Source organism: Massilia sp. Masssp93 (assembly GCF_059491295.1).
This window is the reverse complement of record NZ_CP168502.1, coordinates 6,041,329-6,066,185: the sequence shown is the minus strand read 5'-3', so window position 1 is coordinate 6,066,185 and position 24,857 is coordinate 6,041,329. Positions and strand designations below refer to the sequence as shown.

The window sequence follows — 24,857 nt, the reverse complement described above, 5'->3', positions numbered from 1 at the left end:
CTACTACATAACGCGAACGACAGGAGTCGAACATGAAGCATCTTGCCGGCCTGCTGGCCCTGATGGCATGGGGCATCGCCCGGGCGGATGACGTGCAGGTGGCCGTGGCCGCCAATTTCACGGCGCCCATGCAGAAGATCGCGACGGCATTCGAAAAAGACACCGGCCACAAGGCCGTGCTGGCCTTCGGCGCCACCGGCAAGTTCTACGCCCAGATCGTCAACGGCGCGCCGTTCGAGGTGCTGCTGGCGGCCGACGACGCCACCCCGGCGAAACTGGAAGCGGAGCACCGCACCGTGCCCGGCACCCGGTTTACCTATGCGACGGGCAAGCTGGTACTGTGGTCCGCGCAGGATGGCTATGTCGATCAGCAGGGCCAGGTCCTGAACACCGGGCACTATGCCCACCTGGCGATCGCCAACCCCAGGACGGCCCCGTACGGCGCCGCCGCCGTCGAGACCTTGACCAGGCTGAACCTGTACGACCGCGTGCAGGGCAAGCTCGTGCAAGGCGAAAACATCGCCCAGGCTCACCAGTTCGTCAGCACGGGCAATGCGCCGCTGGGCTTCGTCGCGCTGTCGCAGGTCTATCGCGACGGCAGATTCACGTCGGGCTCGGGCTGGATCGTGCCGGCGAACCTGCATGCGCCGATCCGCCAGGATGCCGTCATCCTCGCCAGGGGCGCCGCCAATCCGGCCGCCAGGGCGCTGGAAGCCTACCTGAAATCGAACAAGGCCAGGGACATCATCCGTTCATACGGCTACGCACTGTGACGCTCGACGCCGGCGACCTCTCCGCCATCCGGCTGACGCTGGCATTGGCGACGGTCGTGACCCTGCTGCTGCTGGCGCTCGGCACGCCGATCGCCTGGTGGCTCGCGCGCACGCGTTCGCGCCTGCGCCACGCGGTCGGGGCCGTCGTCGCCCTGCCCCTCGTGCTGCCGCCCACCGTGATCGGCTTTTATCTGCTGCTGGTGCTGGGACCGAACGGCCCCGTCGGCAAGCTCACGGAGGCGCTCGGCATCGGCCTGTTGCCGTTCTCGTTCGGCGGCCTCGTACTGGCGTCCGTGTGCTATTCGCTGCCCTTCGTCGTGCAGCCGCTGCAGAATGCGTTCGAGGCGATCGGCCCGCGGCCGCTGGAAGTGGCGGCCACGCTGCGCGCCAGTCCGTGGGACACATTCTGGTCGGTGGCGGTGCCGCTGGCCCGGCCCGGCTTCCTGTCCGGCGCCGTGCTCGGCTTTGCGCACACGGTGGGCGAATTCGGTGTCGTGCTCATGATCGGCGGGAATATCCCGGACCGGACGCGCGTCGTCTCCGTGCGCATCTACGACCACGTCGAGGCGCTCGAATACGCGCAGGCGCACTGGCTGGCGGGCGGCATGCTGGCCTTCAGTTTCAGCGTGCTGCTGGCGCTGTACACCTTGTATCCGCAAGCGATGAAAGGACGGCGTTGATGGGCAACGGACTCCATCTGCGCCTGCGCATGGAGCGCGGCGCCTTCCGGCTGGACGTCGATCTGACCCTGCCCCAGCGCGGCATCAGCGCCCTGTTCGGCCATTCCGGCTCGGGCAAGACGACGATCCTGCGCGCCATCGCCGGCCTGGAGCGCGCGCCCGGCGGTTACGTCGCGCTCGGCGGCGACGTCTGGCAGGACGATGCGCGCGGCGTGTTCGTCCCCGTGCACCGGCGCGCCCTCGGCTACGTGTTCCAGGAAGCGAGCCTGTTTCCGCACCTGTCCGTGCGCGCCAACCTGGAGTTCGGCCGCAAGCGGGTGCCGGCGCAGGAACGCCGGTTCGCGCTGGCGCCGGTGGCGGACCTGCTGGGGATCGGCGGCCTGCTCGAACGGCGGCCGGACGGCCTGTCGGGCGGCGAGCGCCAGCGCGTGGCGATCGCGCGCGCCCTGCTCGCGTCGCCGCGCCTGCTGCTGATGGACGAACCGCTGGCCGCGCTCGACCTGCGCCGCAAGCTGGAAATCCTGCCCTATCTGGAACGCCTGCACGAGGAGCTGGCGGTCCCGATCGTCTACGTCAGCCACGCCCCGGACGAAGTCGCGCGGCTGGCCGATCATCTGGTGCTGCTGGAGGACGGCCGGGCCGTGGCCAGCGGGCCGTTGACGGAGACGCTGGCGCGCGTGGACCTGCCGCCCAGCTTTGCCGACGATGCCGGCGTCGTGCTGGACACGATGCTGGCCGGCCACGAGGAAGACGATTTATCGCGCCTGGAATTCGCCGGCGGCGCGCTGTGCGTGGGCCGGCGCCGCGAAGCCCTCGGCACGCACCTGCGCTGCCGCATCCACGCGCGCGACGTCAGTCTGGCGCTTGCGTGCCCGCAAGGCTCCAGCATCGTCAACCGCCTGCCGGCCGTGGTGACGGCGGTCGCCGCCACCGACACGCCGGGCCACGTGCTCGTGCAACTGCGGATGGGGGCTTCGCCGCTGCTGGCCCGGATCACCGAACGCTCGCGCCGCGAACTGGGCATCGCGCCCGGCCTGCAATTGTGGGCCCAGATCAAGGGCGTGGCGCTGCTTAACTAAACCTGCATCAAACCGGGGTCAGAGCCCGATTTCAGGCAATTGCCTAAATTCGGGCTCTGACCCCGGTTGGATTGATGTCGGTGTCAGCGCACCCGGCGCATCGACGAGATGCGATTGTTCATGCGGTCGAGCATGTCGTAGCGGCCCGGGCCCAGGACGATGCACTCGCCGCGGAAGTCGGCGTGTTCGCAGAATTCCCAGCGGCCTTCGCGGATGATGATCGACGTGGCGCGGTCGTTGAAGCCGACGTCGTTCAGCGCGCGCACATCCTGCGACAGTTCGACTTGCTGGCCTTCGAAACGCGGGCCGGCGAACATCACGACGTCGGGACCACCGCGGTCGCCACCACGCGGGCCGTCGCGATCGTGGTCACGGTCGTGATCGCGGTCGCGCCAGCGGCCACGGCCGCCGCGGTCGTCGCGGTCGACCTGGCGCGCCGACGAGACGGCATCGTTGAAACCCGGCAGCTCGCGGTATTCGCCCGGCCCGAACTCGGCGCAGCGGCCGCCGAAGTTGGCGTGCTCGCACAGCAGCCACCTGCCGGAGGTGACGACGGCGCTCGACGCGCGGTCGTTGAAACCGAAGTCGGCCAGGTTGGGGGCGTCGCGGTCGATGGTGACGCGGTTGCCGTGGAAATTACTGTCCGAGAACAGGGTCAGGTCGCCGGCGACAGCGGCGTGCGTGAAGGTGGCCAGCGCGGCGGCGGCGGCAAGCAGGCGTTTCATGATATCTCCGTGGGTGGTCGTGCGCCTTCCAGCGGCGCCTGTGCTGTTAACGCGGCGTCGGCGCGGGTGGCTGACAGTTTCCTGTAACAAATCTTTACGCGGCCAGCACCGGGCAGCCGAACCCCGGCTGCGCCAGTTCGCGCGCCAGGCTGGCGCGCAGGGCGGACAGGCCCGCGATGCGCGCGTCGATGTCGTCCAGCTTGCGCAGCAACGCGTCGCGCAACTGCGGTGCGGCGGCGGCGGGATCGTCCAGCAGGGGCAGGCCGGTCTCGATCTCGGCCAGGGTAAAACCGAGCGCCTGGGCGGCGCGCAGGTAGCACAGCCATTGCACGGCCTCGGGCGGATAGTCGCGGTAGCCGTTGGCCAGCCGGCGCGACAGCAACAATCCGCGCTTCTCGTAAAAGCGCAGGGTGTCCCGGCTGAGGCTTGTTGCGGCGGCGAGTTCTCCGATCTGCATGGCGGTCGTTCGACGAAAGGCTTGACCTTGGAGTGTACTCCAGGGTTCATGATGCCGAAACCTTTACGCCAGGAGATTTCCATGCATGCCATGAGCCGATCCGCTTTTCTCACCGTCGTGCGCGCCAGCGCCGCCTACGACCTGCTGCTGACGGCGCCGTTCGCCACGCCGTGGACGTTCGCCTTCCTGCACGCCCGGCTGTCGGCCGTGAACCAGAGCCTGGGCGGCCATGCACTGCCCGATTTCGGCCCGTTCCACGTGCTGTTCGCCTGCCTGATGGGCAGCATCGTGCTCGTGTGGTCCGTGCTGCGCCTGCGCGCGGCGAGCGTCCTGCTCGGCCGCTACGACGGCGTGGGCCGCTTCCTGTTCTCGTTCTGGATGGCGTGGGCGCTGGCGGCCACCGGCGCGCCGTTGTTATGGCTGTTCCTCGTGCCGGAATTCTGCTGGGGCGTCATCCAGTGGCTGCCGGTCGCTCAGTCCGGCGCCGGCAACAGCACCGCGCGCGCACCCTTCACCAGCGCCGCGCCCATGCGCTCCAGCCGCGGCGGCTGAATGCGCCAGGCGTGCCAATACAGCGACACGTCCACGTGCAGGTGCGGCGTCAGGTCGACGAGGACGCCGCCGGCCAGCATGTCCGCACACTGTTCCAGCGGCAGCAGGCCGTAGCCGAGACCCAGGCGGATCGCCTGCACGTACGGATCGCTGGACGGCACATAGTGAAACGGGTACGCGCCTTCCGGCAGGCCGAAGTGCTGCAGCAGGAAGGCCGTCTGCAGCCGGTCGTTGCGGTCGAACACCATCACCGGCGCGCGCCGCGCGGCCTCTCTCGTGATCCCGCCGGGGAACCAGCGCGCGGCGAAGCGCGGCGCCGCCACCATCCGGTAGCGCATCACGCCCAGCGGACTCACGGTGCAGCCGCGCATCGGTTCCGTCTCGCCCGACACGCAGGCGAGGGCGAGCCCCTGTTCCAGCAGCGCGAACGTGTGTCTCTGGTCGCCCGTGACGAATTCCACCAGCAGCCCTTCGTCGATCAGCACCGGCGCCAGCACCGGCAGCAGCCACGTCGCCAGCGTGTCGTTGTTGACGGCCAGCTCGACGCGCACCGGGCCCGGATCGCTCCGCTGCTCGGCGAAGAACTCGTCTTCCAGCAGCGCGCGGCGGCGCAGGAATTGCAGCAGGCGCATGCCGGGCGCCGTCGGCCGGCAGGGCCGGGCGCGCACGAGCAGCGGCGTGCCCAGGTCGTGCTCCAGCGCGGCGATGCGCTGCGAGATGGCGGACGGCGTCACGTTCAGCAGGGCGGCTGCCTGCTCCAGGCTGCCGCTGTCGACGGCGGCGACGAACGCCTCGCTGCGGCGCGGATCGATTTTCATCTTGGATTAGCCTGACTTAATGAACCTTAGATTTCATTAATATAATTGATGAAGACGCGTCCGGGAGGCATGCTGCTCCGCAATATCGATGAGGAGCCAACATGTTTTCACAACCGGTCTTTTTACAAGGCCTCGGCATGGGCGCCAGCCTGATCATGCCGATCGGCGCCCAGAACGCCCACGTGATCCGCACCGGGGTCGCGGGCCGCCACGTCGTCCTGACGGTCGCCACGTGCATCCTGATCGACGTCGCCCTGATCGCACTGGGCATGTCCGGTTTCGGCGCATTGATCGAACGTTCGCCGGCGCTGCTGCTGGCGGCCCGCTGGGGCGGCGCGGCGTTCCTGCTGTGGTACGGCGTGCGCTGTCTGTCGAGCTGCTGGCGCGGGGCGGCGGCGCCGGGCGCGGGCAACGGCGGGCAGGCCGCGGCAACCGCTTCGCGCGCGCTGGGCATCGTGCTCGCGATGTCGCTGCTCAATCCGCACGTCTACCTGGATACCGTCGTGCTGCTGGGCGCCGTCGGCAGCAGCCTCGCCGCCGGCCACCGCGTGTCGTTCGCGGCCGGCGCGATGACGGCGTCGCTGCTGTGGTTTTCGGTGCTGGGCCTGGGCGCGCGCCGCTGCGCGTTCGTGCTGGCGCGTCCGGCCGTCTGGCGCGCCGTCGAAGCTTTTACGGGCGCGACGATGCTCGTGCTGGCCGTCCTGCTGCTGAAAAGCTAGGCAGCCAGCGGATCGGCCGGCAGGTCGCGGGCCAGCGCTTTGCCGTGTTCGACGGTCATCTGCACCGGCAGCGGCACGCCGTTTTTCACGGCCGTCAGCTCGGCGAGGATGGAGACGGCGATCTCGTACGGCGTCTTGCTGCCGATGTACAGGCCGATGGGGCCGTGCAGCTTCGCGATCTGGTCCTCGGTGAGGTCGAATTCGCGCAGGCGCTCGCGCCGCCGCGCATTGTTGGCGCGCGAACCGATGGCGCCGACGTAGAACGCGTCCGTTTTCAGCGCTTCCATCAGGGCGAGATCGTCCAGTTTCGGGTCGTGGGTGAGGGCGATGACGGCACTGCGGCTGTCCAGCTTCATGTCCAGCACGACGTCGTCCGGCATCGTGTGCACGACGTCGACACCCGGCAGGTTCCAGCTGGCGCGGTATTCTTCGCGCGGATCGCACACGGTCACCTGGTATTCCAGGCCGACGGCGATCTGCGCCAGGAATTGCGACAGCTGGCCGGCGCCGATGATCAGCATGCGCAGGCGCGGGCCGTGGATCGTCACGAGCGTGTCGCCGTCCATCCGCAGTTGCTGGTCCGCTTCGCCCTGCGCCAGTGCGACCGCGCCGGTTTTCAGGTCGAGCGTGCGCCGGGTCAGCACGCGGCGCTGGGCGAGCGCCAGGAGTTCGTCCATGCGGCTGAGCGGCCCGAGCGGCTCGACGACGAGCTGGATCGTGCCGCCGCAGGGCAGGCCGAAGCGGTGCGCCTCGTCGGCCGAGATGCCGTAGGTGATGACTTCCGGCGCGGTGCGCACGATGCCCTGTTCGCGCACGGCGGCGATCAGGTCGTCCTCGATGCACCCGCCCGAGACCGAGCCGACGACCACGCCGTCGGCGCGGATCGCCATCGTCGCGCCTTCCGGCCGCGGGCTCGATCCCCACGTCCGCACGACGGTCACGTACTCGCAGCGCCAGCCGGCGCGCAGCCACTGGTCGCAGGCGTGCAGCACTTCGAGGTCGATACTGTCCATTGCCATCCTTTTTGTTGCCAAACGAAAATTCAAAAGCCCGCGCGCGGGCACCGGGAATCCTAACGCAAAAACGCCGGCGAGGCTCGTCCATGCGCCGGACGAAAACGGTTTATATCGTTTGGCGCCCGCGCCCCCGCGCCGCACGCCCGCGCGCCGGCGGCGTTATACTCGTCGGATCACGAACCAGTTTGGAGCCCATCATGAAACCAGACTTGCTGTCCCTGCTGCGCATCGACGTGCCCATCATCCAGGCCCCGATGGCCGGCGTCTCGACGGCGGCGCTGGCCGCGGCCGTGTCCGGGGCGGGCGCGCTCGGCTCGATCTCGGTCGGTGCCGGCAACGCCGAGCAGGGCCGCGCCGCCATCGCCGACGTGCGCCGCCTGACCGACCGGCCGTTCAACGTCAACGTGTTCTGCCACCGTCCCGCGCAGGCCGACGCCGCGCGCGAAGCGGCTTGGCTCGATTATCTGTCTCCGCACTTCGCCGCCAACGGCGCCCGGCCGCCGGCCGGCCTGCGCGAAATCTATACGAGCTTCGTCGACGACGATCCCATGCTCGACGTGCTGCTGGACGCGCGGCCGGCCGTCGTCAGTTTTCACTTCGGCCTGCCGGACGCGCGCCGCATCCAGGCGCTGAAGGATGCCGGCATCGTGCTGCTGGCCAGCGCGACGTCGGTGGACGAAGCGCGCCAGGTGGAGGCGGCCGGCATCGACGTCGTCGTCGCCCAGGGCTACGAGGCCGGTGGCCACCGCGGCCTGTTCGATCCGCAGCGCGGCGACCCGGCCATCGGCACGTTCGCCCTGACGGCGCTGGTGGCGAACGCCGTGCGCATCCCGGTGATCGCGGCGGGCGGCATCATGAACGGGAACGGCATCGCCGCCGCGCTGCGCCTGGGCGCCAGCGGCGCCCAGATGGGCACCGCGTTCATCCTCTGTCCGGAGTCGTCGGCGACAACGCATCACCGCGCGCTGATGCAGGCGGGGGAGGGCGTGATCACGACGGTGACGGACGTCGTGTCCGGCCGTCCCGCGCGCGGCCTGGTGAACCGTTTATTCAGCGAGATCGGCGCGCCCGGCCATCCGCCGCTGCCGGATTATCCGATCGCCTACGATGCCGTGAAGGCGCTGAACGCGGCGGCCACGAAGGCCGGCAACCAGGATTTCACGGTCAACTGGGCCGGCCAGGGATTTCCGTTGGCGCGTGCGTTGCCGGCGGCCGAGCTGGTTGGCCTGCTTGCCGCGGAGCTGGCGGGGGCGCGCTGAGCGCATTGAGCGCGTTTTACGCGTCCGCGTAGGCCGCCTCGATGTCTTCCTTGCGCGGCGCCGGCGCGACGTGCACGATGAGTACCGCGTCGAGAGGCAGAAACGGGTGCGCGGCGCGGTGCTTGGCGAACCAGAACACCTCGTCGATATCCTCGTCCGCGGGATCGTGCGCGGCGGTCAGCACCTGCCGGTCGTCGGGCGCATCCTCGTAGTCGACGGCTTCCAGCGCCGCATCGTCGACGGCCTCGGTCCAGGCCGCGGCATCCTTGCCCCAGGCCTGCACGTAGCGCGCACCGGACGCGACGAGCCAGCGGGCGGCGTCCCACAGCCACATCTCCGCGACCTCTTCCTCGGCCAGCACGACGGCGAGGAAGGGCGGGCGCGTGCCCAGGTCGGGCAGGTCGGCGTCGGGCGCCAGGTGCAGATAGGTGATGGTCTTTCTTTGCATGGCGCCAGCTTACCACCGGTCGCCGGACTGCGTTACCATCCTGCGTTACCATCCCCGATCGCGGAGTCCCATGAAAATCGTCGCTTCCCTCGCGCTTGCCGCCGCATCCGTCGCATCCGCCGGCGCGGCTCACGCTGCCCTGCCCGTGTACGGCTTCTTCGTCAAGAACACCTATCCGCACGATCCGCAAGCGTTCACGCAAGGCCTGTTCTTCAAGGACGGCCACCTGTACGAGTCCACCGGCCAGAAGGGCCGCTCGTCGCTGCGCAAGGTCGACCTCAAAAGCGGCAAGGTCCTGCAAAAGAAAGACCTGGCGGACGAGTATTTCGGCGAGGGCTCGACGGCCGTCGGCGACACCATCGTGGGCCTGACCTGGCAGTCGAACGTCGGCTTCCTGTTCGACGCGAAGACGTTCGCACTGAAGGGCCGCTTCAACTACAAGGGCGAGGGCTGGGGCCTGGCCAGCGACGCGCACCACGTCTACATGAGCGACGGCACGAACGAGATCCGCATCCTCGACCCGAAAACGCTGGACGAGCAGCGCCGCATCCGCGTGACGGCCGAGGGCAAGCCGATCACCCGGCTCAACGAACTCGAGGTCGTCGACGGCCAGATCTTTGCCAACGTGTGGGGCACGGACGTCATCGCGCGCATCGACCCGGACAGCGGCAACGTCGTCGGCTGGATCGATTGCACGGGCCTGCTGCCGCCCGACCAGCGCGGGACGACGAATCCGGACGCCGTGTTGAACGGCATCGCCTACGAGCCGAAGCAGCATCGCCTGTACGTGACGGGCAAGCTGTGGCCGAAGCTGTTCGAGATCGAGCTGGTGCCCATCCAGCGGCCTTGACGCTCACGCCACCGCGATCACGACCTTCCCGAAATGCGATCCCGACGCCATGTGGCGGTAGGCCTCGCGCGCCCGGTCGAACGTGAACACGCGGTCGACGACGGGCTGCAGCCCGGTCGCGTCGGCAAAGCGCACGACCTTTTCCAGCATCGCGCGGCTGCCCACGAAGATGCCCACCAGCCGCTTGGCCCCGGCCAGCAGGGTCGCCGGGTTGACGTCTCCGCCGGCGCCGCTGACGCCGCCGATGATGGCGACGCTGCCGCCCATCGCGGCGGACGCGATCGAGCGGTTGACGGTGCCCTGGCCGCCCACTTCCAGCACCACCTGCGCTCCTGCGCCGCCGGTCGCGCGCAGCACCTCTTCCTGCCATTCCGGCGTCGCGCGGTAGTTGATGAGATGGCGCGCGCCGAGCGCCTGCGCGCGCTGCAGCTTGGCGTCGCTGGACGAGGTGACGATCGTGTTCAGCCCCGCCGCATGGGCCAGCTGCAGGCCGAGGATGCTGACGCCGCCCGTCCCCAGCAGCAGCACGGTGTCGCCGGGACGGACGTCGTTGCCGGATTCGAAGATGGCGTTCCACGCCGTCACGCCGGCGCAGGGCAGCGTGGCCGCGTCGACGAAAGGCATCCCGGCCGGTATCTTCACCAGGGCATCCTCGTCCAGCACGACTTCCTCGGCCAGCATGCCGTCGATGTCGCCGCCGAGCGCGTGGCGGATTTTATCGGGGCCGGTCGGGCCGTCGTGCCAGTGCGGGAAGAACGAGGCCGCGACGCGGTCGCCGGGCTGCACGCGCGTGACGCCGTGGCCGGTCGCGACGACTTCGCCGGCGCCGTCCGAGCAGGGGATGATGGGGTCGTCGACGGTGACGAGATAGTCGCCCCTGGCGACCATCAGGTCGCGGTAGTTCAGCGCGACGGCGTGCACGCGGATGCGCACTTCGCCATTGCCCAGTTCACGGTGGGGAAAATCCACGCACCGCAGCCCGTCGATGCCATCGCCGGGTAAGATCTGGTAAGCCCGCATCGCTGTCCTCCATCGGTTGACCGGCCGTCCGCGCGGGACGGGACGATATTGTCGCCGCAACGCGCGGTCCGGCGGCGCACGGTCCGCGTGGGGGCTTCCGGTCCGGACGCCGCGTTATTTCGCGGCGACCCTGCCCAGCTGCGCCGGAATGAAATCGTCCAGCACGGCCTGTTTCATCAGCGCCGGTGGCAGGATGCCCTGGGCGATGATGAAATCGTTGAAGGCCTTCAGGCTGAAACGGTCGCCCAGCGCGATCTCGGCCTGCGTCTTCAGCGCGCGCAGTTTTACGTAGCCGTAGTAATACGCGGTCGCCTGGCCCGGCATGCGGTACGCGTAGCGGTCGACTTCCGATTGCGCGAACGGTTCGGACAGCACGACTTCGCGCATCAGGAAGCTTTTCGCCTGCGCGGGCGTCATGCGTCCCAGGTTGATCTGCGGGTCGAGCAGGGCGCGCGCCATGCGCAGCAGACGCGCCTGCAGCGACACGAGCTGGCCTTCCGGCGGCATGTACGGCAGGATCATCGCTTCCGAATACAGGCCCCAGCCTTCGACGTTCGTGCTGTTGAAGGCGAAGCGGGCGCGCGCCACCGACATGCCTTGCTCCACCATCGACGCGAATTGCAGCTCGTGGCCCGGGCGGGCCTCGTGCGCGGTCAGGGTCCAGGCCATGGCGGAGAAGTCGAAGTCGTCCATCTTGGCCTTCGACTTCGCGTTCGGGTTCGACAGCGGAATCACGAACTCGCCGTATTCTCCCGTGTTGCCGATCATGCGCGGCGGGTTCATGAACGGCGCCGGGGTCTGCGCCGCTTCGGCCGGCGTGGCCGTGCGGATGCTCGCTTCGCGCGTGGGCAGCGTGACGAGGTCGTGGGCCCGCACCATGCCTTCGATGTCCTTCAGACGCTCGCGATAGTAGGGCAGCAACTGGTCGGGTGCGATCGACGATTTTTTCAGTTCGCGGATCACGTCGCGGTAGTCGGACGACGGCAGGTGGTTGCGCGCGGCGATGGTGCCCGCCACGACCTGCATCTCGTCGCGCACTTCCTGGAAGTCGAAGGCGGCGCGCTCGATCATCTGTTCCGGCGCGATGTCGACGCCGACGTTGGCGAGGCGGTTCACGTAGATCGCTTCCGGCAGGCGCACTTCCTTGCGCGTGCGCGGCAGGATGCGGTTGCGCACCCAGTCGTCGTAGTCCTTGACCTGCGCCTTCAACGCCGCGAAGTCGCTTTCCCAGCCCGTGATGTTCGCTTTCTTGAACATCGCTTCGATGCCGTCCATATAGGTCTGGTTGTTGTTCAGGCCTTCCTCGACTTCGTTCACGTACGGGCCGATCAGCGCCTTGTTCGCCAGGCGTTCCTCGCCGCGGGCGCGCACGAGCGTCGCGATCGGGGCATATCCCGCTTCCTTGCCGGCATAGCGCTTCAGGCGGACCAATGCCAGCTTCTGGCGCTCGGGCTTGTTGCGCGGGTCGAGCAGGGCGCGCAGGCCGCCGTACACCAGCTCGCCCACGTTGGTGTAATCGAGCAGGTACTGGTGCTCCAGCTTCATGGTGGCGATGATCTTTTCGCGCGAGTCGATCAGGATGTCGAGGTCCTGGCGCACCTTGACGTCGTTCTCTTGCGCGCGCTCGCGGCGGAGTACGGCCAGGCGTTTTTCGGTGTCGTCCAGCGCGCGCTCGTAGACGCGCGGCTTGAAGTCGGCGACGTGGGTGTCGACGCTTTCGTCGCCCAGCGCGGTGGATTCCTCGGGCTGGTATTTACCGGTGTCCTTCAATACCGGCTGCGTAAAGGCGTCGCTGCGCGCGACCCAGGCGGGTGCGGCGTGCGCGGCGGCGCCGAAAGCGAACAGCAGGGCGAGACCGAGTGGTGTGCGGCCGATGCGGGGCATGGTGAACCTTTCCTGGTTGGCGAAGCAAGGATTCTAAATCGGCTTGGCCACCATGAACCAGAAAATGAAGACGAATGCGATGAAGGCCGGCACGCACGGTCCGGCCCAGGTGAAGAAGTAGCGCCGTAAGGGCGCACGGGGCGCGCGCGGCGTCAGGGATGGGGCGCGTTGACGGCCAGCTGCGCCTCGAACGCGCGCTGGTAGGCGGGCCGCGCCTCACCGCGCGCGACGTAGGTTGCCAGGACCGGGAACTCGTCCAGGATGCCGGACGGCCGCAGCCGGAGGAGCACCGACACCATCATGAGGTCGCCCGCGCTGAAGGCGCCGTCGAGCCAGTCGGCATCGCCAAGGCGCGCCGACAGCTGTTTCATGCGGTCGCGGACACGCTCCTCGACGAGCGGAAGGCGTTCCTTGGTCCAGGGCTTGTCGCCCTCGAAGATGCGGGCCGTGACGAGTTCCAGGATGGGCGGTTCCACCGTGTTGACGGCGGCGAACATCCACGTGATCGCGCGCGCCCGGGCGTGGTCGTCGGCCGGCAGCAGGTTGCCGTGGCGCTGGGCAATATGAAAGACGATCGCGCCCGTCTCGAACAGCACGAGACCGTCTTCTTCATAGGTCGGAATCTGGCCGAACGGGTGCAGGGCCAGGTGCGCGGGTTCCTTCATCGCGCGGAACGACACGAGGCGGACGTCGTACGGCAGCCCTGCTTCCTCCAGCGCCCAGCGCACGCGCGTGTCGCGCGCGAGGCCGCGGCCGCCGTCCGGTGAACGTTCGAATGCGGTGATCGTGATGGTCATGGTGGTCAGCCCCAAAAGAAAACGGCGTACCGTGAAGTGTCACGATACGCCGTCGTTCAGTCAAGCGTAATCAAAAGCTGTACGTCGCGCGCGCATACACGTAGCGGCCATTGTTGCCGAACGGGGTGTAGTTCGAGAACGGCGTGTTGCTGGTCGTGTTCAGCGCCGGCGGCAGCGTTTCCGAGTACTGGTCGAACAGGTTGTCCGCGCCCAGCGCCAGGCTCATTTGACGGGTCAGCGCGTAGCGGGCTTCCAGGTCGACGATCGTCCTGGCCTTCAGCGTGTAGTCGAAGGCGGCCGTCGTGCCCGGCGCCAGTACGTCGCCGTAGCGGGTGGCGCGCGCGGTCACGCCCCACTGGTTCAGCTTCCAGTTGGCGCTCGCCGTGATCTTGTTCTTCGGCTGGCCCTTTTCCAGGGTCAGCACGTTCACGCGGTCGAACAGCACGGGCGCCGGATTCAGCGCGGCCAGCTGGGCGGTGGTCGGGACCTTGGTCACGTCCGTGTGGTTGAAGTTGCCGGCCAGGGTGAAGTCGAAGCGGCCGGCGGCGCCCGCGTTGTACGGCAGGCTGGCCACGACGTCCACGCCCTCGGTCTTGGTGTCGACGCCGTTGATGAAGAAGCGGCCGCCGCCGACGCCCGAGAAGCCCTGCGACACGATGTAGTTGCGCACCGCGGTCGACGTCAGGTTTTCCGACAGCACGATGCGGTCGCGCACGTTGATGCGGTAGGCGTCCACCGTCAGGCTGACGGGGGCGAGACGCATCACGGCGCCGAGCGAGAAGTTGGTCGACTTCTCGGCTTTCAGCGGCTTGGCGCCCAGCGCGACGGCGACCGGGTCGTTCGGCGTGAACGTCGTGATCTCGTACGGGATGCCGTTGATGAAGTTGGTCGACGTCGACGTGAAGCGTTGCTGCTGCAGCGACGGCGCGCGGAAGCCGTTCTGCACCGAGCCGCGCAGCGCGAAGTTCTTGGTGAAGTCGAAGCGGCCGGCCAGCTTGCCCGACACGTTGTTGCCGAAGTCGTTGTAGTGCTCTTCGCGGATCGCGGCGGACGCGAGCAGCTTGTCGGTGACGTTCGCCTCGACGTCGACGAACACGCCGACCGCGGTGCGCGACGTGTGCGACGCGTTGGCCGGACGGAAGCCCGGGAACACCTGCGCGCCCGAGGCGGCCGGGACGCCGCTCGGCAGGATCACGCCGCCGTTGCGCCACGAATCCGGCTCGCCCGCGTGCATCTCGTAGCCTTCGCGGCGCGCCTCGGTGCCGACCGCCACGTTCAGCGGCGAGGCGAGGCCGGCCACGTCGTACTTGCGCACACCGGTGAGGTTGTAGACGAGCTGGTTGTACGAGAAACCGCCCGCGTCGAACACCGTCTTGCTGGTCGGGCCGATCGACGCGTTCAGCGTGTTCTGGATGTCGTAGTTCATGCCGTTCTGGCCGTACACGAGCGACGTGTCCATGTCCCACTCGCCCAGGCTCCAGCTCATGCCGGCGGCGGCGCTGAAGTCTTCGACGGTCGGCGCGATGATCGGCAGGAAGCCGTTCGGGTAGATCGATTGCACGTTGCGCGAGTCCTGCGGCATGCGGAAGTAGCCGGCCGAGCGCGCGTCGCGCAGCTGGTAGCTGCTCCAGCCGTAGAATTTCACGTCGGGCGTCAGGTTGTCGCCGAAGTTGACGAACACGGTCTTCTGCTGCATCTCCGGATCGCCGTACCAGGCGTCGAAGCGGTTGATGGTCAGCTCGCGCGGATCGTAGGCGCCGTTCACTTTCGAATACAGCTGGCGCATGTCGTAGCCGCTGCGCTCCACGTGCTCCTGGTTCTTGTATTCGGCCGCGAGGGTGATGAAGCCCGAGTCGCCCAGCGGCAGGCCTTTCCAGGCGCTGACGGTGGTCGTCTGGCCGTCCGTGCGCTTGCGCGAGTTCGGGCCGGTCCAGGTGGCGCCGGCCGGGGCCACGTCATTCAACAGGTCGTATTCGGTGACGTGGGCGCCGTAGGTGAGCGTGCCTTCGCCGCCGCTGCGGTCCGTGCGCAGGCGGACGTTGACGACGCCCGAGATCGCGTCCGAGCCGTATTGCGCGGCCGCGCCGTCGCGCAGCACCTCGATGTTCTTCACGATCGCCGACGGGACCGTGTTCAGGTCGACGGCGGCCGAGCCGCGGCCGATCGAGCCGTTCAGGTTCACCAGCGCCGACGTGTGGCGGCGCTTGGAGTTCACGAGCACGAGGCTCTGGTCCGGCGCCATGCCGCGCAGGGTGGCCGGGCGGATCGTGTCGGTGCCGTCCGTCAGCGCGGGACGCGGGAAGTTCAGCGACGGCAGCGCCACCGACAGGGCCTGGTTCAGTTCCGTCGAACCCGTCGTTTTGAGGGTGTCGGCCGAGATGATGTCGACGGGGGACGCAGTGTCGAGCGCCGTGCGGTTGGCCACGCGGGTACCGGTCACGACGACCGTGGCGGTGGCGCCGTCGGCCGCGGTGTCCTGGGCCTGGGCGAGGGCAGGGCCGGCGAACAGCGCGGCGATGGAAAGGGCGAGTACGGTTTTTTCCGGCACAAATCGTTGTTGCATTCTCTTGTTCCTTATTCTTGGTCTACGGCCCGCGGGGCGGCGGGTTGAGAAATACCGCAATCCTGTCGAGCTTGATTGACGACAAGCCCGTATTGATAGTGGGGCGTGCTTGTTATCGTTGTCAATTCAATCAGGCCGCATAGATGTACGGACGCAACAGTTGTGCATGCGCGGTGCATGCGTGCACCGCCGCGGATCGCTCAGTGCCTCTTGCCGCGCAGCTTTTGCACCAGCGTCACCCCCACCAGCACGGCCGCGCCGACGAGCACGCCGGCCGCGGCATCGACCACGCCCGGTGCGACGGCCGCCAGCAGGCGGCCCGCGACCGGTACGCCGGCCACGACCGCGGCGGCATCGGTCGCGAGGTGGTGCAGCGGTGCGAACGCGTGGCCGATGATGCCGCCGCCGACCATGAACATGGCCACCGTGCCGATCACGGACAGCGCCTTCATCAGGCGCGGCGCCGCCGCCAGCAGCAGGTTGCCGATCGCGCGCGCGGCCGCGCTGGTGCGGCGGCTCAGGTACAGGCCGAGGTCGTCGATCTTGACGATGCCGGCCACGATGCCGTAGACGCCGATCGTCATGGCGACCGCCACCGCGACGAGGGCCGCCACCTGTGTGCCGAACGAGGCGCCCTGTTCGTTGACGACGCCCAGCGCGATCACGATGATCTCCGCCGACAAGATGAAATCGGTGCGGATCGCGCCCTTGATCTTGTCTTTCTCGACCGTGAGCATGTCGACGTCGGTCGCCAACGCAGTGGCCAGTTCTTCTTCGTGCGCGGCATCCTCGGCGGCGCTGTGCAGGAGTTTATGGGCGACCTTTTCGAAACCCTCGAAGCATAGATAGGCGCCGCCCAGCATCAGCATGGGCGTGATCGCCTGCGGCAAGAAGGCGGAAATGGCGAGCGCGGCCGGCACGAGGATCGCCTTGTTGCGCAGCGAGCCCAGCGCCACCGCCCACACGACGGGCAGTTCGCGGTCGGCATGCACGCCCGTTACCTGCTGGGCATTGAGGGCGAGGTCGTCGCCCAGCACGCCGGCCGTCTTCTTGGCCGCTACCTTGCTCATCAGGGCCACGTCGTCGAGCACGCTGGCGATGTCGTCGATGAGTGCCAATAAACTTCCTGCAGCCATGTACCGCTCCTCAGTATCAATATGGCCACATCTTAACCGAGCGGCCATCTGTTCAGGATCGCGGTTCAGGCGCGTTTTCTGCATTTCAAACCCGAAAATCTGCATCTCGTCGCTTTCCCATACAGACGGCACCGGACGATACGTATAGTGACAACATTGGCTGCGGTGCAGCAGCCTTTCCGACCTGAAGGAGATGCCCATGAATCCGAACCTCGATCTGCCGACCGTTCCGCGCCGCCGTGCCCGCCCTCCCAAGCGCAAGACCCGCATCACCATCTATCTCGACGACGAAGTCCTGGACGAATTCCGCTTGCGCGCGGAGCGCACCGGCACCGGTTACCAGACGCTGATCAACGCCGCGCTGCGCCTGCGCCTGGCCAGCGGCGACGCCAATCCGGCGGCGGCTTGAGCGATTACATCGCATAAACCCCGCCAATACAGGGTGTATGGCGTGTAAGAAGATTACACAGAGCAATTAATTATGCTAATCTTCCGGCTCTTTCAACCCGGAGGATTTATGAAAAAAGGCGAACTGATCGCTGAATTTGCGAAGCGTACCGAGATGTCGGGCGCCGCTGCGAACGATGCAGTGAACACCATCATCGACATCATCACCGAGCGTCTGAAAAAAGGCGACACGGTCGGCATCACCGGCTTCGGCACGTTCTCGGTCACCAAGCGCGCAGCCCGCAAGGGTCGCAACCCGGCAACCGGCGAAGTCATCAAGATCGCCGCATCGAAGACCCCGCGCTTCGCTGCCGGTGCGACCCTGAAGGCCGCCGTCAACCCGAAGAAGAAGTAAGCAGTACCCCGCGGCTGGCCGCGGCCGTCCGGCAATCGCCGGCGCCGTGTGCCATGCCCGCGTCCTTTCCCATTCCCTTCCGGTTTTCCCCATGAGCTTCGCCACCTGGATCGCCTTCGTCGTCGCGGGCACCCTGATCGCCATCTCTCCCGGCTCCGGTGCCATCCTGTCGATGTCGCACGGCCTTGCGTACGGCCTCAAAAAGGCCAGCGCCACCGTGCTGGGCCTGCAGCTGGGCCTCGTGCTCGTGCTGGCGATCGCCGGCGCCGGCGTCGGTTCGCTCTTGATCGCGTCGGAGGTCGCGTTCACCGTCGTCAAGGTCGTCGGCGCGCTGTACCTGATCTGGCTCGGCATCGGCCAGTGGCGTTCGAAAGCCGTGGCGAGCGGCGTGCCGACGGCGGGCCTGGCCGCGCATCCGACGTTTGGCCGCCGCGTGCTGACCGGTTTCCTGACCAATGCGACCAACCCGAAAGGGATCATCTTCATGGTCGCCGTGCTGCCGCAATTCATCTCGCAGAATGCGCCGGTGCTGCCGCAGCTGGCGATCCTCGGCGCGACGATGGTCACCATCGACACCACCGTGATGCACGGCTATGCCCTGCTGGCGTCGACCATGCAGCGCTGGTTCCGCGATCCGCGCGCCGTCAGGATGCAGAACCGTTTCTTCGGCGGCGTGCTGGTCGCCGTCGGTGCCCTGCTGTTCTTCGTCAAGCCCGGCCACGGCTGACGTTCGTATCCGGCCGATACATTTCGCAACCATTTGTAATTCGTGTCGCCGTGTACGATGTCCGTGCGTTGTAATGCAGTAGACGCAGTGCGCCTGCGCCCATAACAAAAAATACCTTATCCCCCTGGAGACATCATGCCGAACCGCGTCGTGAAAACAGCCGTCCTCCTCGCATTCTCTACCCTGACGGCGCTGGCCGCGGCGGCCGATCCGCCCGCGCGCGTGGGGCGCGTCGCACTGGCCCAGGGCCAGGTCACCATCGGCAGTGACATCGGCGCCGAGATGATGGCGGCGCAAGTCAACTGGCCCGTCACCTCCGGCAACACGATCACGACGGCGGACGGCGCGCGCACGGAGCTGCGCATCGGCTCGACGTCGATCCGGCTGGACGGCGATTCCTCGCTGGAAGTGCTGCAGCTGGACGACGACGCGCTGCACCTGCGCCTGCACTACGGCAGCGCCAGCGTGCGCGTGCTCAACGCCGATGTGCTGGCCGGCTTCGAGCTCGAGACCCCGCAGGCGCGCATCCGCCTGCAGCAGCCGGGCCGCGTGCGCATCGACGCCGAGCGCGTGCGCGACACCAGTGCCGTCACCGTGTTCGACGGCGTGGCGCTCGTCGAGGACAGCGATTCGCAGCTGACCCTGCGCGCCGGCCGGCGCGCCGAGGTGGGCGACGACGACGTGCGCACGTCGGCCGCCGTGCGCGACGCCTTCGACGAGTGGGCCCTCGTGCGCGACCGCTACGACGACAACGCCGCCTCGAGCCGCTACGTGACGAGCGAGATGACGGGCTACGAAGACCTCGACCGCTACGGCAGCTGGCGCGAGGACGCCGACTACGGCCCGCTGTGGACCCCGACCGTGGCGTCCACCTGGGTGCCGTACCGCGACGGCAGCTGGACGTGGCTCGACCCGTGGGGCTGGACCTGGGTCGACAACGCGCCGTGGGGCTATGCGCCGTTCCACTACGGCCGCTGGGTGCACGTGCACAACCGCTGGGCCTGGGCGCCCGGCCGCCGCCACGAGCACCTGGTCTGGGCGCCGGCGCTCGTCGGCTGGGTCGGCGGGGACGGCTGGAACCTCACCTTCCGCGACCGCCATCATCCGCTGCCCGCCACCGGCTGGTATCCGCTGACGCCGCACGACCGCTACGTCCCGACCTGGCACGCGCCGGACAATCACCTGCGCTGGCTGAACGAGCACGTGCGCGACAACCCGCACCGGCCGCGCGATTACCGTCCGCAGGGTCTCACGGTCGTGCCGCAGGACCGTTTCGGCCGGCCGGGCCGGATCAATGTGCCGCGCACGCCGATCGCGACGGTGCCGCCTGCGCTCGTGCGCGACGTCCCGACGGGCGCGCCGCCCGCCGCGCCGGCGCGGCCGAACAGGCCGAACCGCGGCCATGATCGCGACCGCGACCACGACCGCGACCACGACCACGACCACGACCACGACCGCGACGCCAACCGTGGCCCGGTCGGCATCGCCCGCATGGACGGCCGCCACGTGGACCCGGGCCGCGAACGCCGCATCGAGACCGGGCGCGGCGAGCGCGACGGCTTCGTGCGCCAGCGCGCGCCGGGACAGGTGCTGACGGTGCCGCAGGCGGCGCCGGCGCAGGGGTTGCCGGTCACGAGTCCGACGCCGCACCTGCCGTCGCAGCCCTTGAGCACCGTGACGAGCCCGACGCCGCATCAAGCGCCGCAGCCGCTGTCGCCGGTCAGCCCGACGATCCAGCAACCGCAGGCGCTGCCGCCGGCGGGCGTGCCCGGCGGCTGGCGCCGCGAACGCGACGAGCGCCGCGAACAGCTGGAAGAGATGCGCCGCAACCGGCAGCCGGTGCAATCGGCGCAGCCGCAGCCGCAACCGCAGCCGCAGCCGCAGCCGCAGCCGCAGCCGGTGATGGCACCGGTCGCACCGGCCCCGCAGCCGCGCTTCGAACGCCCGCAGCCGCGCTTCGAACGGCCGGAGCCGAGGATCGAACGCACGGAGGCACGCGTCGAGCGGCCGGCACCGCCCGTCGAGCGCCCGGCGCCGCCGCCCATGCCGATGGCCCCGCGCCCGGCACCCGCCGCGGCACCGGCACCCGCGCCCGCCCCGGCGCCGGCAAAGGCCGAGGCGCACCACCAGCACGTCGACGAGCGCGGGCGGAACCAGAGGGAGCGCTGATCGGGCGAAGTCGGACCGGTTTGGCTACAATGCTGTTTTAGAATAGGAGTGGCCATGGACCCGAAAGATTCCCTCATCGAATACCCGAGCGATTTCCCGATCAAGGTCATGGGCCCGACGCACGACGATTTCGCCACCGCCATCGTCGAAGTGGTCACCATCCACGATCCGACTTTCCATGCCGGCAAGATGGAAGTGCGGCCGTCGGCCAAGGGCGCCTATACGGGCCTGACCGTGATCGTGCGCGCCACCAGCCGCGAGATGCTCGACAACCTGTACCGCGAGCTCTCGTCGCACCCGATGGTGAAAATCGTCCTGTAAAACCTGTTGCGTCCAGCCCCGCGTCCCGGGCGGGGTTTGCAGCGCCCGCCATCAGGCTGGCTTATAATGACGGGGTATCCCTTCAAAGATCCTATCCATGCAAGCGAACCGTCCGGTCGTTCGCGACCCGGTCATCCGTGAGCTTGGCCGCGCCGACTACGAACCCGTATTTGCCGCGATGCGCGCCTTCACGGATGCGCGCACGCCCGACACGCCCGACGAGTTGTGGATCGTCGAGCATCCGCCCGTGTTCACGCTCGGGCTGGGCGCCGACCGCGGCCACCTCCTGAGCACCCTGGAGCACGACGTCCCCGTGGTGCAGACGGACCGCGGCGGCGAAGTCACGTACCACGGCCCCGGCCAGGTCGTGATCTACCTGCTGATGGACCTGCGCCGCAACAAGCCGGGCGGCAAGCTGTATGCGCGCCAGTTCGTCAACAAGATCGAGCAGGCGGTCATCGATGTGCTGGCGGCGTATAATCTGGCGGGAGAACGCGTCGAAGGCGCGCCCGGCATCTATATCGCCGACGGTCCGCGCCGCGGCGCCAAGATCGCCGCGCTGGGCCTGAAGGTGCGCGGCAACGGCTGCACCTACCACGGCGTGTCGCTGAACGTGGCGATGGACCTGGCGCCGTTCACCTGGATCAATCCGTGCGGCTATTCCGGCCTGGCCACGGTGGACATGAAGACGATGGGCATCGACGCGCCGCTGGCCGACGTGCAGCAGGCCCTCGCCAGCGCCCTCGTGCAGCATCTGTCCACGGCACCCTCTTCAACCGCAGCGGTCGCGCAGGCCGCCACGATCAACTGAAAGCCCGACCAGGGCATTTACGCACATGACTTCCGAAATCGACAACGGCACCGCAGCAGCAGCTTCCTACAACGCCAGCGAAAAGCAGAAAGGCGCGAGCAAGACGTCGCGCATCCCGATCAAGATCGTGCCGCTCGAACAACACGAGCGCCTGAAAAAGCCGGACTGGATCCGCGTGAAGGCGGCCAGCCCGTCGACGCGCTTCTACGAGATCAAGGACATCCTGCGCGCCAACAACCTCGTCACCGTGTGCGAGGAAGCCAGCTGCCCGAACATCGGCGAATGCTTCGGCAAGGGCACCGCGACCTTCATGATCATGGGCGACAAGTGCACGCGCCGCTGCCCGTTCTGCGACGTCGGCCACGGCCGCCCGGACCCGCTCGACGTCAACGAGCCGGGTAACCTCGCCAAGACCATCGCCGACCTGCGCCTGTCGTACGTCGTGATCACCTCCGTCGACCGCGACGACCTGCGCGACGGCGGCGCCGGCCACTTCGTCGAATGCATCCAGAAGACGCGCGCGCTGTCGCCGAACACCAAGATCGAAGTGCTCGTGCCGGACTTCCGCGGCCGCCTGGAAAAAGCGCTGAACATCTTCGCCGACGGCCTGCCGGACGTGATGAACCACAACCTGGAAACCGTGCCGCGCCTGTACAAGGAAGCGCGCCCGGGCGCCGACTACCAGCACTCGCTGGTCCTGCTGCGCGACTTCAAGGCCAAGTACCCGAGCGCCGTGACGAAGTCCGGCCTGATGGTGGGCCTGGGCGAGACCGACGAGGAAATCCTGGACGTGATGCGCGACATGCGCGCGCACGATATCGACATGCTGACCATCGGCCAGTACCTGGCCCCGTCGAACTCGCACCTGCCGGTGCGCCGCTACGTGCACCCAGACACCTTCAAAATGTTCGAAGAGAAGGCGTACGAGATGGGCTTCGTGCACGCGGCCGTGGGCGCGATGGTGCGCTCGTCGTATCACGCGGATCAGCAGGCGCACGAAGCGGGCGTGGCGGCTTAAGCCAAAGTCCGCGTCGTTTCATCGTCGTCCCCGCACAGCGGTCCTGACCCGTCGCCCACGTACGGACGGCGGTCCTGACCCGTCGTCCCCATACGGACGGCGGTGCTGACCCGTCGTCCCCGCCTGCGCGGGGACGACGTTTTTATGCTACCGATTTTTTCATTGCACGTGGCTTGCCGAACGGTGTCCCCGCGTCGCCGACGTTATATTGATCCCATCGATCAGCCCGTGCATCCAAGAACATGAGCGAACACCACTCCCGTTTTCCCCCCGCCGCCGACGACACCCAGGACGACGACGCCTTCCTCGAACGTGAACTGAACCTGTCCGCGCGCGGCGTGGAACTGGTCAAGATGGAAGGCCGCGTCTTCCTGCGCTTTGCCGGCGCCGTGCGCGTGGACGGGCTGCACGTCGACTACCGCCTCGTGCCGGCACGCGGCGTGCTGGCCAAGCCGAGCAAGTGGCGCAAGATGGAGCTGACGGCGCGGCGTGCGCTCGTCGAGGAACGCGCCACGCGCGACGCCGTCGACGACCTGAACCAGGAGGTCGAGGAATTCGTGCGCGAGATCGCCGACCAGGCCGACGAATTCGGCGTCGACCCGATGCTGTTCCTGCACGTGCTGGCAGAGCTGGAGACGTCCGAGCCCGCCGAATTCGTGTTCGACCGCATCCGCCAGCGCCTGCTGCACGCCATCGAGCGCGAGCAGGAAGAACGCCACGCCGCGCGCACCAAGGAAAGCATCAACCTGGCCGAATACCCGGCGTCGTTCGACGTGGCCCGCAAGATGGCGCGCCGTTTCGTCGCGCTGCTGGGGCCGACCAATTCCGGCAAGACGCACCGCGCGATGGAACACCTGGCGCAAGCCGACAGCGGCGTCTACCTGGCCCCGCTGCGCCTGCTGGCGCTGGAAAACTACGAGCGCCTGCAAAACGCGGTGCGCGCCGACGGCGGCAAGGTCAAGGTCAGCCTGATCACGGGCGAGGAACGCCGCCTGGCCGAAGGCGCGACGCACGTGGCCAGCACCGTCGAGATGCTGGACACGAAGACGCCCGTGCAAGTGGCGGTGATCGACGAGATCCAGATGCTGGCCGACCGCGACCGCGGCGCCGCGTGGACGGCGGCCGTGTGCGGCGCGCCGGCGTCCACCGTGTATCTCGTCGGGGCGCCGGAAGCGCGCCGCGCGATCGAGGCGCTGGCCGAGCGCCTGGAATGCCCGCTCGAAGTGCACGTGTTAAAACGCAAGGCGCCGCTGTCGATGGAACCGGGCGCCGTGCGCAAGCTGCGGAATCTGAAGCGCGGCGACGCCGTCATCGCGTTCTCGCGGCGCGAGGTGCTGATGTGGCGCGACATGATCACGGAAATGGGTTTGTCGGTCGCCACCGTCTACGGCAATCTGTCTCCGGAAGTGCGGCGCGCCCAGGCCGAGCGGTTCCGCGAGGGGCAGGCCGACATCGTCGTCGGCACGGACGCCCTCGCGATGGGCCTGAACATGCCGATCCAGCGCATCGTCATGACGACGGCCGTCAAGTACAACGGTGTCGAGGAAGAAGAAATCTCGGCCGCGCTCGCCAAGCAGATCGCCGGCCGCGCCGGGCGCTACGGCGTGCACGAGGAAGGTTTCGTCGCCGGCTACGACGACGACACGCACGACGTCATGCGTTCCTTGATGAAGGAAAAGATCCCGCCCGTACCGGCCAGCGGATTTGCCGTGGCGCCGTCGCTGGAGCAATTGCACCGCATCTCGTCGGTGACGGGCGAGACGTCGCTGGTAAAACTCTTGAAACGGTTCGTGCACAACATCGACGTGCCGGACGGCTTTTTTTATCCGCGCATCACGGAAGAACAGAACGGGCGCGCCGAATGGCTCGATACGCTCGACCTGAGCGTGGCGGAAAAATTCACGATGTCGCTCGTGCCGATTTCGACCAAGGTGCCGACGCTGGAAAGCGCGTGGACGCACTGGGCGCAGTCGCTGGCGAAACGAAAGGTGTGCAAGCTCCAATCCCATCCGCAAGAATTGTTCTGGCAAAACCTGCAGGAAGTCGAGGACACGTGCCGCATGTACTCGGCCTATGCCTGGCTCGGCTACCGCATGCCGGAATTCTTCCCCAGCATCGAGGAAGCGCAGACCCTGGCGCGCGAAGCGTCCGAGCGCGTCGATGCGCTGTTGCAGCAGCAGAACGCGGCGACGCGCAAGCGCCAGTCGAAGAGGGAAAGAGGGCGCTGGTAACG

General features: G+C 67.9%; 25 protein-coding genes. 15 read left to right on the top strand and 10 right to left on the bottom strand.

Annotated features, from left to right (window positions below; all coding sequences use genetic code 11):
* The first annotated feature begins 32 nt into the window (after positions 1 to 32).
* Genes modA through modC form a run of 3 tightly spaced genes read left to right on the top strand, consistent with a single transcriptional unit; the run spans position 33 to position 2,532 of the window.
* Entirely contained in the window at positions 33 to 773 is a 741-nt protein-coding gene (gene modA / locus ACEN9Q_RS25340; RefSeq protein ID WP_495626447.1) for a molybdate ABC transporter substrate-binding protein, read from the top strand.
* Positions 770 to 1,453, top strand: coding sequence for a molybdate ABC transporter permease subunit (gene modB / locus ACEN9Q_RS25335; RefSeq protein ID WP_495626446.1), 684 nt, complete (start codon positions 770 to 772; stop codon positions 1,451 to 1,453). Before modA ends, modB begins: the two co-directional genes overlap by 4 nt.
* The gene (gene modC / locus ACEN9Q_RS25330; RefSeq protein WP_495626445.1) at positions 1,453 to 2,532 is read left to right on the top strand and encodes a molybdenum ABC transporter ATP-binding protein; all 1,080 of its coding nucleotides are present in this window, start codon (positions 1,453 to 1,455) and stop codon (positions 2,530 to 2,532) included. The genes modB and modC overlap by 1 nt, the downstream gene beginning before the upstream one ends.
* Before the next feature lie 83 nt (positions 2,533 to 2,615).
* Here modC and ACEN9Q_RS25325 read toward each other — a convergent pair whose 3' ends face one another.
* Both ACEN9Q_RS25325 and ACEN9Q_RS25320 read right to left on the bottom strand, forming a co-directional pair.
* Entirely contained in the window at positions 2,616 to 3,257 is a 642-nt protein-coding gene (locus tag ACEN9Q_RS25325) for a beta/gamma-crystallin (protein ID WP_495626444.1), read from the bottom strand.
* A gap of 94 nt (positions 3,258 to 3,351) precedes the next feature.
* Positions 3,352 to 3,714, bottom strand: a complete 363-nt coding sequence (locus ACEN9Q_RS25320) for a MerR family transcriptional regulator (protein ID WP_056437207.1) — start codon at positions 3,712 to 3,714, stop codon at positions 3,352 to 3,354.
* 90 nt (positions 3,715 to 3,804) lie between these two features.
* Between ACEN9Q_RS25320 and ACEN9Q_RS25315 the strand changes: the two genes are divergently transcribed.
* Positions 3,805 to 4,266, top strand: coding sequence for a hypothetical protein (locus ACEN9Q_RS25315; protein ID WP_495626443.1), 462 nt, complete (start codon positions 3,805 to 3,807; stop codon positions 4,264 to 4,266).
* Here ACEN9Q_RS25315 and ACEN9Q_RS25310 read toward each other — a convergent pair.
* Complete coding sequence (locus ACEN9Q_RS25310; protein WP_495626442.1) at positions 4,188 to 5,084, bottom strand: LysR family transcriptional regulator ArgP; 897 nt, start codon at positions 5,082 to 5,084, stop codon at positions 4,188 to 4,190. The genes ACEN9Q_RS25315 and ACEN9Q_RS25310 overlap by 79 nt on opposite strands.
* A gap of 101 nt (positions 5,085 to 5,185) precedes the next feature.
* On the opposite strand from ACEN9Q_RS25310, the gene ACEN9Q_RS25305 reads away from it, so the two are divergent.
* Positions 5,186 to 5,803: a LysE/ArgO family amino acid transporter gene (locus tag ACEN9Q_RS25305; protein ID WP_495626441.1), complete on the top strand. Its 618-nt coding sequence runs from the start codon at positions 5,186 to 5,188 to the stop codon at positions 5,801 to 5,803.
* Here ACEN9Q_RS25305 and ACEN9Q_RS25300 read toward each other — a convergent pair.
* The gene (locus ACEN9Q_RS25300) at positions 5,800 to 6,816 is read right to left on the bottom strand and encodes an XdhC family protein (protein ID WP_495626440.1); all 1,017 of its coding nucleotides are present in this window, start codon (positions 6,814 to 6,816) and stop codon (positions 5,800 to 5,802) included. The genes ACEN9Q_RS25305 and ACEN9Q_RS25300 overlap by 4 nt on opposite strands.
* A gap of 200 nt (positions 6,817 to 7,016) precedes the next feature.
* Here ACEN9Q_RS25300 and ACEN9Q_RS25295 point away from each other — a divergent pair, with 200 nt between their 5' ends.
* Positions 7,017 to 8,078: an NAD(P)H-dependent flavin oxidoreductase gene (locus tag ACEN9Q_RS25295; protein ID WP_495626439.1), complete on the top strand. Its 1,062-nt coding sequence runs from the start codon at positions 7,017 to 7,019 to the stop codon at positions 8,076 to 8,078.
* 16 nt (positions 8,079 to 8,094) lie between these two features.
* Here the strand turns inward: ACEN9Q_RS25295 and ACEN9Q_RS25290 are convergent, their stop codons facing one another.
* On the bottom strand, positions 8,095 to 8,526 hold the full coding sequence (locus ACEN9Q_RS25290) for a DUF7684 family protein (protein WP_495626438.1): 432 nt from the start codon (positions 8,524 to 8,526) through the stop codon (positions 8,095 to 8,097).
* 70 nt (positions 8,527 to 8,596) lie between these two features.
* On the opposite strand from ACEN9Q_RS25290, the gene ACEN9Q_RS25285 reads away from it, so the two are divergent.
* Complete coding sequence (locus tag ACEN9Q_RS25285; RefSeq protein ID WP_495626437.1) at positions 8,597 to 9,376, top strand: glutaminyl-peptide cyclotransferase; 780 nt, start codon at positions 8,597 to 8,599, stop codon at positions 9,374 to 9,376.
* A 3-nt stretch (positions 9,377 to 9,379) separates the two neighbouring features.
* Here ACEN9Q_RS25285 and ACEN9Q_RS25280 read toward each other — a convergent pair whose 3' ends face one another.
* The 5 genes from ACEN9Q_RS25280 to ACEN9Q_RS25260 all read right to left on the bottom strand — a co-directional run bounded on the left by ACEN9Q_RS25280 (position 9,380) and on the right by ACEN9Q_RS25260 (position 16,776).
* Positions 9,380 to 10,396, bottom strand: a complete 1,017-nt coding sequence (locus tag ACEN9Q_RS25280; RefSeq protein ID WP_495626436.1) for a zinc-dependent alcohol dehydrogenase family protein — start codon at positions 10,394 to 10,396, stop codon at positions 9,380 to 9,382.
* 114 nt (positions 10,397 to 10,510) lie between these two features.
* Entirely contained in the window at positions 10,511 to 12,280 is a 1,770-nt protein-coding gene (locus ACEN9Q_RS25275) for a DUF885 domain-containing protein (protein ID WP_495626435.1), read from the bottom strand.
* A gap of 152 nt (positions 12,281 to 12,432) precedes the next feature.
* On the bottom strand, positions 12,433 to 13,077 hold the full coding sequence (locus tag ACEN9Q_RS25270; RefSeq protein WP_495626434.1) for a glutathione S-transferase family protein: 645 nt from the start codon (positions 13,075 to 13,077) through the stop codon (positions 12,433 to 12,435).
* 70 nt (positions 13,078 to 13,147) lie between these two features.
* Positions 13,148 to 15,640 carry a TonB-dependent receptor plug domain-containing protein gene (locus ACEN9Q_RS25265; protein WP_495626433.1) on the bottom strand — a complete coding sequence of 831 codons (2,493 nt, stop codon included), beginning with the start codon at positions 15,638 to 15,640 and terminating at the stop codon, positions 13,148 to 13,150.
* Between the two features lie 200 nt (positions 15,641 to 15,840).
* Positions 15,841 to 16,776 carry a DUF808 domain-containing protein gene (locus tag ACEN9Q_RS25260; RefSeq protein ID WP_495626432.1) on the bottom strand — a complete coding sequence of 312 codons (936 nt, stop codon included), beginning with the start codon at positions 16,774 to 16,776 and terminating at the stop codon, positions 15,841 to 15,843.
* Between the two features lie 199 nt (positions 16,777 to 16,975).
* On the opposite strand from ACEN9Q_RS25260, the gene ACEN9Q_RS25255 reads away from it, so the two are divergent.
* The 8 genes from ACEN9Q_RS25255 to ACEN9Q_RS25220 all read left to right on the top strand — a co-directional run bounded on the left by ACEN9Q_RS25255 (position 16,976) and on the right by ACEN9Q_RS25220 (position 24,855).
* The gene (locus ACEN9Q_RS25255) at positions 16,976 to 17,185 is read left to right on the top strand and encodes a BrnA antitoxin family protein (protein ID WP_056437139.1); all 210 of its coding nucleotides are present in this window, start codon (positions 16,976 to 16,978) and stop codon (positions 17,183 to 17,185) included.
* Positions 17,186 to 17,293: 108 nt separating this feature from the next.
* Positions 17,294 to 17,578, top strand: a complete 285-nt coding sequence (locus ACEN9Q_RS25250) for an HU family DNA-binding protein (protein WP_036239618.1) — start codon at positions 17,294 to 17,296, stop codon at positions 17,576 to 17,578.
* A gap of 91 nt (positions 17,579 to 17,669) precedes the next feature.
* Positions 17,670 to 18,305, top strand: a complete 636-nt coding sequence (locus ACEN9Q_RS25245) for a LysE family transporter (RefSeq protein ID WP_495626431.1) — start codon at positions 17,670 to 17,672, stop codon at positions 18,303 to 18,305.
* Positions 18,306 to 18,440: 135 nt separating this feature from the next.
* A complete protein-coding gene (locus ACEN9Q_RS25240; protein WP_495626430.1) occupies positions 18,441 to 20,474 on the top strand; it encodes a DUF6600 domain-containing protein in 2,034 nt (677 codons plus the stop codon).
* Between the two features lie 54 nt (positions 20,475 to 20,528).
* Positions 20,529 to 20,795 (top strand): DUF493 family protein, encoded by a 267-nt coding sequence (locus ACEN9Q_RS25235; RefSeq protein ID WP_056437128.1) that lies wholly within the window; start codon positions 20,529 to 20,531, stop codon positions 20,793 to 20,795.
* 97 nt (positions 20,796 to 20,892) lie between these two features.
* Positions 20,893 to 21,606, top strand: coding sequence for a lipoyl(octanoyl) transferase LipB (gene lipB / locus ACEN9Q_RS25230; RefSeq protein ID WP_322402540.1), 714 nt, complete (start codon positions 20,893 to 20,895; stop codon positions 21,604 to 21,606).
* Positions 21,607 to 21,631: 25 nt separating this feature from the next.
* A complete protein-coding gene (lipA, locus tag ACEN9Q_RS25225) occupies positions 21,632 to 22,624 on the top strand; it encodes a lipoyl synthase (RefSeq protein ID WP_495626429.1) in 993 nt (330 codons plus the stop codon).
* A gap of 242 nt (positions 22,625 to 22,866) precedes the next feature.
* Complete coding sequence (locus ACEN9Q_RS25220) at positions 22,867 to 24,855, top strand: helicase-related protein (RefSeq protein ID WP_495626428.1); 1,989 nt, start codon at positions 22,867 to 22,869, stop codon at positions 24,853 to 24,855.
* The last annotated feature ends 2 nt before the right edge of the window (positions 24,856 to 24,857 follow it).